Source organism: Cohnella sp., assembly GCF_041641335.1.
In the GTDB taxonomy this organism is placed as follows: domain Bacteria; phylum Bacillota; class Bacilli; order Paenibacillales; family Paenibacillaceae; genus Cohnella.
In genome coordinates this window covers 21,909-28,615 of sequence record NZ_JBEPYQ010000097.1, presented here as the reverse complement: position 1 = coordinate 28,615, position 6,707 = coordinate 21,909, and the positions used below count along the sequence as shown (strand labels likewise).

Sequence of the window (6,707 nt, the reverse complement as noted above, 5' to 3'; positions counted from 1 at the left end):
ACAGGATCTGTGGAAGATGCGGAAGATGCGGTGCAGGACGTGTTTTTTAAGTCGTTCGACGTACATCCCGAACGGTTGGAGAAACCGAAGGCGTATTTGTGTAAAATGGTCACCAATCACTGCCTCAATCAGCAAAAGTCGGCGCGGAAGAGGCGGGTAGTGTACGTTGGCCCATGGCTTCCCGAACCGATTCGGACGTCCGAGGCGGATACGCTGGAGACGACGATCGTCCGCCGCGATCTGCTGTCTTACGGCATGCTCGCACTACTCGAACGGCTGACGCCGACAGAGCGGACGGTTTTCGTCCTGCGTGAGGCGCTGAGCTTTGATTATTCCGAAATTGCCGAGTTGCTCGGCAAGCAAGAGGCGAACTGCCGAAAGATGATGAGCCGGGCAAGAAGCAAGATGGGGATATCCGAGGAGGAGCCCATAAGGGCCGATGCGGCCCAAATGGAATGGATCAGCTGCTTCCTCCTATCCCTCGAGCAAGGTAATGTCGATCACTTGCTGTCTCTGCTGACCGAAGATGTCATGTTCGTCGCCGACGGAGGCGGCAAAGTACTCGCATTCAAGCATCCGGTACAAACGCGCGATCACGTGGCCCGGGTGCTGCTCGACGGATTCAAGAGCATAGGCCGCAATTTTCAGGGGGATTTTCATATTGAGATTGCCCCCTTGAACGGCGAGACCGGTATTGTAATTCGTTCGGGAGATGAAACTCTGGCCGCTATGTTTATACAACTCCGACGAGGAAAGCTGGCCAGAATGTATGCCGTACGCAACCCGGATAAGCTTGCCCGGGTTTAGGTATTCGCCGCTTGATATACGAGTTCCCCCATGACGACAGGCTGCCATCAAATACGGCAGCCTGTCAAACTTTCATGGCTCGATAGGTGCTTGGATTCTGCATAATTATTCGGTTGAGGTGAGACAATGTAACTGAGAAATCAGGAAAAGAGTGGTTGGAAATGAATTCAGTCCCTCCGTTATGGAAGGAGCTTAGCGAATCATCGGATTTCGTTTGTTATGAGCAACAAACGAACGCTGCGCCTTTATTCATCGGCTATTTTAAATCTCTCACGGAGCCCAAAATCTTGCATCAGCATATTCTGGGCCGGCTGAGCAACGATTCGGACATATCTTTCAATGATTTGTATCATTCGATTCCGGTAGCGGAAAAAGAAATATCCTTCGATTGGGACCTTATTCAAAATAAATTGTTGCGGGGAAATGTTGCTATTCAATATGGTCATCAAAGCCATCATTGTATTTTGGTCGATGCCGCTGCATCCAAAGGTCGCAGTGTAACGATATCCGAAGTCGAATTCACCGTGGAAGGACCGAAAGCAGCCTTTGTAGAATCACTGGACATCAATCTTAACTTAATTCGCAAGCGCGTTCCTTTTCCCGAGTTGCGTATAAAAGAGCTTACTGTAGGGAGCATATCAAAGTCGAGAGTTGCGATTTGTTACATAAAGGGAGTAACGAACGAACAATATGTAAATACATGCATTCAGCGCATACAGGATGTTCAATTCGATCAAGTGACTGATATCACCGTACTTCAACAGATGATCGAAGACAATTCCAACTCCATTTTTCCGCAGTCGATCGGGACCGAAAGGCCGGATTACGTTGCGTGGGCCGTATCCACGGGGCAAATATGCGTTTTGATGGACGGGTCCCCGCTTACGGTTTTTGCGCCGGTCAACTTGGGGTCATTTTTTATTACGTTTGAAGATTATTATTTACCATGGAACGTCGGTTCCATCTTGCGGCTGATTCGCATGACTTCGGTGCTGTTTTCCGTCTTCGCCTCGCCATTATATGTTGCTGTGATGACCTATCACGGCCAGGGCATTTCCAATGTGTTTTTGCCCACAATCATCTCCTCGAGAATCAATGTCCCTTTCCCTCCTGTCGTGGAAGTGCTCATAATGGAGCTTGTCATCGAGCTGTTAAGGGAAGCGGGCGCCAGATTGCCTACAAAAATCGGACAAACCATTGGAATTGTCGGTGGTATCGTGCTCGGTACGGCCGCCGTTGAAGCTGCGCTTACAAGCAACTTTTTATTGATCATTGTGGCGTTATCGGCGTTGGCTTCTTTCGTTACCCCCATTTTTCGAATGAGTGCTACGATACGACTTCTTCGTTTTCCATTTATATTCGCAGCGCAATTATGGGGGTTATTGGGGATATCCATCTGCACTCTTGCCGTGGTTGCACATCTGTTGCGGTTAACCTCTCTCGGGATGCCTTACCTGGTTCCTTTCTATCCTTTTCGTGCCTCCGACTTATATGATACTGTAATCCGTCCTCCATATTCCAAATTTCATCATCGATTTAGCTTTTTCAGATCGCCAAATCCCGTAAGATTCGATAAAAAAAACGCAAACTCAAAAAGAGACATCGACGAATGAGACGGCTTTGGGAGTGAAACAAAGATGAAGTCAACGGAACATCCGCGTTTTACCCTATCGCCTTATTTGGTTTTTGTATTGATTCATTCGATGCAGTTCGGATCCGAGTATCTCACCGCGGCGAACAAGCCGATTCAATTGGCCGGCCAAGATGCGTGGATCTCTGTCATCCTCTGCGGCATCATTTTCCACATCGTCATTTGGATGATTTATCGAATCCTCAACCGTAATGAGACGGACCTTATTCATATTCATCCTCTTTTTTTCGGAAAATGGGGGGGCGGGGGACTTAACTTTGTCTTTATCGTTTACTTCCTGCTCGTTGCAAGTTATCAATTGCGGCTGTTTATAGAAATTATGCAAGTCTGGCTATTTCCTGATCTTGAAACCTGGCCGTTGGCATTGGTCTTGCTTGTGCTTGTTTATTACATCGTAGCGGGAGGCTTTCGAGTGATCGCGGGCATTTGTATGTTTAGCTTAGTGCGACATATTACCATAATGTCCTTGTTTTTTACAGCAGGTTATTTTCATTTTAACAATTTATCGCCTATCTTGGATCATTCGCTGAACGATATCATCAAAGCAGGTAATGAGTTGACATTTCCCTTTTTAGGAGTGGAGGCGCTCTTCTTCTGTTACACGTTCATCAAAACACCGGAAAAATCTCAGAAATGGGCGCATCTGGCGAATGTTGTTACAACCGCCTCCTATCTTATCGTTATTTTCTTTTCCTTGTTATTGTTCAACTCCGAACAATTATCCAAAGAAATATGGCCGCAATTATCCAAATACAAATTTGTTCAATTTCCTTTTATTGAACGATTTGAATTTATAGGCGCTGCTTCACAGATATTATGGGTAATTCCTATCCTGTGCTTCTGTCTTTGGGCATCAAGCCGAACGTTTAAAATCATGTTCACGGTGAGACAATCGACGGTTTTGCCGATGTTATTATTTCTGGTCTTTACTGCCGTATGCTTGATTCCAGGCCGAGATCGTAATGAAGCTGTTCAAACCCTGTTATCCGAGATCGGATTTTACATGGTATATGCGTATATCCCATTCGTATATATAGTCGACATTATCAGAACGAAAGTGAGAAGAACGGTATGAATCGGCTTTTCTACGTACTGTTAGTGTGCTGTTTCCTGTTAACAGGGTGCGTCGAGCAACAAATATTGGACAAAGTTACCTTATTTATCGTCTGCGGCTTCGATGAAGCTCCGAACGATCAAATCGAATTTACGATAGCGGCGCCCAAGTTTCAAGCCCGTAAACCCGGTTCCGTTTCAGACCAATTACATGCAAGGGTTGGCCGCACGAGCACTAATATCCAAGAAATAATGGACATGCGATTAAACCGGCCGATTAATTCAGGAAGACTTTCAGTGATTTTATTCGGTAAAGAGTTGGCGGCAAAAGGGGTGGCAAACGAATTGGATGTCGCTTTGCGCGACGCCCAAGCTTCGAGAAGGATGTATTTGGCCGTTGTCGATGGAAAGGCAAGGGAGATGTTGCAAGCGAATTTCAGTTCAGATGAGGAAAAAGGGATGTTTTTGTTCAATCTACTCGATACGAACGTGCGGGCCGGGCTTATACCCAGGCAAAATCTTCACGAATTCGAGTACTCTTTTTTGGGCAAAGGAATGGATCCTTTTCTGCCTCTTCTCAAATTAGAAGACGGCAAAGTTCTGATTTCAGGTTTAGCTTTATTTAAAGATGATAAATATGTAATGTCACTTGACGAAAAGCAGATGCGGCTCATGAAACTGCTTTTGGGAAATGTAAAGCACGGCGCTTTTGAAGTAACGCTGGACGATGGATCTTTCGTTGCAGTGGAGAATGTCGGTTCAAAAGTGAATTATCGAGTCGGCCAAAATACGAAAAATCCGAAAGTGACGATATCCCTTATCTTAAACGGGGAAACTCTTGATTCAAGAGGGACTCGCCGTCCAAAACAAGAGCAGCAGAAAATAATAGACCGTTTCGAAAATGATCTTACCGCAACTGGAATGGATCTCATACAAATGTTTAAAAAAGAAGGGATCGATCCGCTCGGATTAGGGGATTTCGTCAGGAGTAAAACGCGAAAATGGAACGAAGAAGAATGGAAAAAAGAATATCGAACGTTGAACGTTACATTGAATGTTAAGGTGAATCTATTGGAAATGGGAGTCAGAGAATAAAGGACGATTCCCCACTTTTTCGGGATGCGGCCCCAAGCGTCCTGTCTGCGCCGAGTGATAGGATAATGGCATCAGCATAGCTATGAGTGATATTCAAGAATATACCGGGCGATTCGTGCACTGCTAAGAAGCTTAACGGGGAGCAGTATGATTGATGTAAAAGGTTAAAGTAATGTGACGGAAACCTGTTGTTCAAATAGCGGCATATACTACCCAAGTCCCCATTAACCTTGCCAATTGCATGAATGTTGTAAAATGGTTTGTAGAGGAGGTAATGATAACCAAATAAACGAGTTTCGGAGGGAGAATAGATGGAAACGGACGAAAAGGAGTCGGCCAAGGGAAAAATTCAAAGGACTACGGTGGCCTACTTTGTCAGGCTGCTTCGCGAAACGGGTTTTCCGAAGCTGGTTCTTGGCGCAGCCATTGTTTTAAGCATCGTATCGTCCCTTGTCGGTCTTGTCGTACCTTTAATCACGGGCGATCTGATCGACAATTTTTCAACGGATACGCTGAACAGAGATTCAATCCTGCTATTGGTGGTCATCTTTATCGTGGAAGCGATCACGGGCGGCCTGTCGTATTACATGCTTGCGTTCGTCGGGAACCGCGTCGTCAATAAAATGCGCAAGAGGCTGTGGGACAAGGTGCTGTCGCTGCCGGTTCCGTTCTTCGACCGATACCGGTCGGCGGATACGATGAGCAGAGTGACCAACGACACGAACGAGATCAAGACGCTCATTACCGATCATTTGATTGCGTTTAGCTCGAACGTGCTGACGGTAGTTGGCGCCGTCGCGATCCTGTTCTATATCGACTGGCAGATGACTTTGGTTATTTTGCTCGCGGTACCGCTCGGATTCGGCATTCTGATGCCGATCGGTGGCAAGATGTACAAAATATCGATCAGCATGCACGAGCAGCTTGCGAAGCTGGCTTCATTGCTGACGCAGGTCATCGGCGAGATCAGGCTGGTGAAGGCATCCAATGCCGAAACCAAAGAACAAAGCGGCGGATACGAGAAAATGGACAATCTGTTCCGTTTCGGAATGAAAGAGGCCAAAATCAATGCCGTACTTATGCCCCTCATGTCGATGGTGATGGTCGCGCTGCTTGTCGTCATTATCGGCTACGGCGGGGTAAGGGTTTCTTCGGGAGCGCTCAGCGCTGGAGAACTGGTATCGTTTATTCTGCTTTTGTTCCAAATTATGTGGCCCTTCAGTCAATTCGCCACGTTTTATTCCCAATTGCAGAAGGTCATGGGGGTGACGGAACGACTCAGACTTATTCTCGAGTACCGTTCCGAACCGGCTCGCACTGGCGTTCCGGCCCCCGGCGAACAGCGCGATCTGAATTTCCGCGACGTAACGTTTGCTTATTCGGACAACGAGCCCGTTCTGCGTAACGTCTCTTTCACCGTGCCAGCCAATCAAATAACGGCGTTGGTCGGTCCCAGCGGGAGCGGGAAAACAACCGTCTTTTCTCTGCTCGAGCGATTTTACGAACCTAGCGGAGGCTTTATTGCGTACGGAGAAGAATCCATAGACACATATGATCTGGATTCATGGAGAGGCAAGATCGGCTATGTCTCGCAAGAGAGCACGCTGATGACCGGAACGATTCGCGAAAATATCATGTACGCTTGCGGAGAGGATGTGACGGAGGAGGAAATGATAGAGGCCGGCAAACAGGCGTATGCGCATGAATTTATTAAGGCTCTGCCAAAAGGGTACGATACCGAGGTGGGGGAAAGAGGCATTCAGTTGTCGGGAGGTCAGCGGCAGAGAGTCGCGATTGCGCGGGCGCTGCTGAGAAGACCGGACCTGCTTATTTTGGATGAGGCAACGGCCAGTCTGGACAGCGATTCCGAGCATGAAGTTCAGAAGGCGCTGAACCACCTGATGAATGACCGCACGACGATCGTAATCGCCCATCGCTTATCCACGGTGGTGGAGGCGGATCGAATTATCGTGCTCGAGCATGGCAGAGTGACCGGGATCGGCAAGCATGAACAATTGCTTCAGACGCATCCGTCCTATATCGAGTGGTCGAGGAAGCAGTTCCAGGCCGGCAGTTCGTCGGAAGGAGAAACCTTGTAAAC

General features: G+C 47.4%; 5 protein-coding genes. All 5 read left to right on the top strand.

Going from position 1 to position 6,707, the window contains the following annotated elements:
• On the top strand, window positions 1–807 hold an 807-nt coding region (locus ACESLM_RS25005), incomplete at its 5' end, for a sigma-70 family RNA polymerase sigma factor (protein ID WP_372635823.1).
• 161 nt (window positions 808–968) lie between these two features.
• Window positions 969–2,420: a spore germination protein gene (locus ACESLM_RS25000; protein WP_372635829.1), complete on the top strand. Its 1,452-nt coding sequence runs from the start codon at window positions 969–971 to the stop codon at window positions 2,418–2,420.
• A 24-nt stretch (window positions 2,421–2,444) separates the two neighbouring features.
• The gene (locus ACESLM_RS24995) at window positions 2,445–3,533 is read left to right on the top strand and encodes a GerAB/ArcD/ProY family transporter (protein ID WP_372635820.1); all 1,089 of its coding nucleotides are present in this window, start codon (window positions 2,445–2,447) and stop codon (window positions 3,531–3,533) included.
• On the top strand, window positions 3,530–4,606 hold the full coding sequence (locus ACESLM_RS24990) for a Ger(x)C family spore germination protein (RefSeq protein WP_372635818.1): 1,077 nt from the start codon (window positions 3,530–3,532) through the stop codon (window positions 4,604–4,606). The genes ACESLM_RS24995 and ACESLM_RS24990 overlap by 4 nt, the downstream gene beginning before the upstream one ends.
• A 311-nt stretch (window positions 4,607–4,917) precedes the next feature.
• Entirely contained in the window at window positions 4,918–6,705 is a 1,788-nt protein-coding gene (locus tag ACESLM_RS24985) for an ABC transporter ATP-binding protein (protein ID WP_372635816.1), read from the top strand.
• Window positions 6,706–6,707: the final 2 nt, after the last annotated feature.

Bases quoted from the DNA above. Each gene is read 5' to 3' on its own strand.
- ACESLM_RS24985 (WP_372635816.1), top strand. From the start codon at position 4,918: ATGGAAACGGACGAAAAGGAGTCGGCCAAGGGAAAAATTCAAAGGACT.
- ACESLM_RS24995 (WP_372635820.1), top strand. From the start codon at position 2,445: ATGAAGTCAACGGAACATCCGCGTTTTACCCTATCGCCTTATTTGGTT.
- ACESLM_RS25000 (WP_372635829.1), top strand. From the start codon at position 969: ATGAATTCAGTCCCTCCGTTATGGAAGGAGCTTAGCGAATCATCGGAT.
- ACESLM_RS24990 (WP_372635818.1), top strand. From the start codon at position 3,530: ATGAATCGGCTTTTCTACGTACTGTTAGTGTGCTGTTTCCTGTTAACA.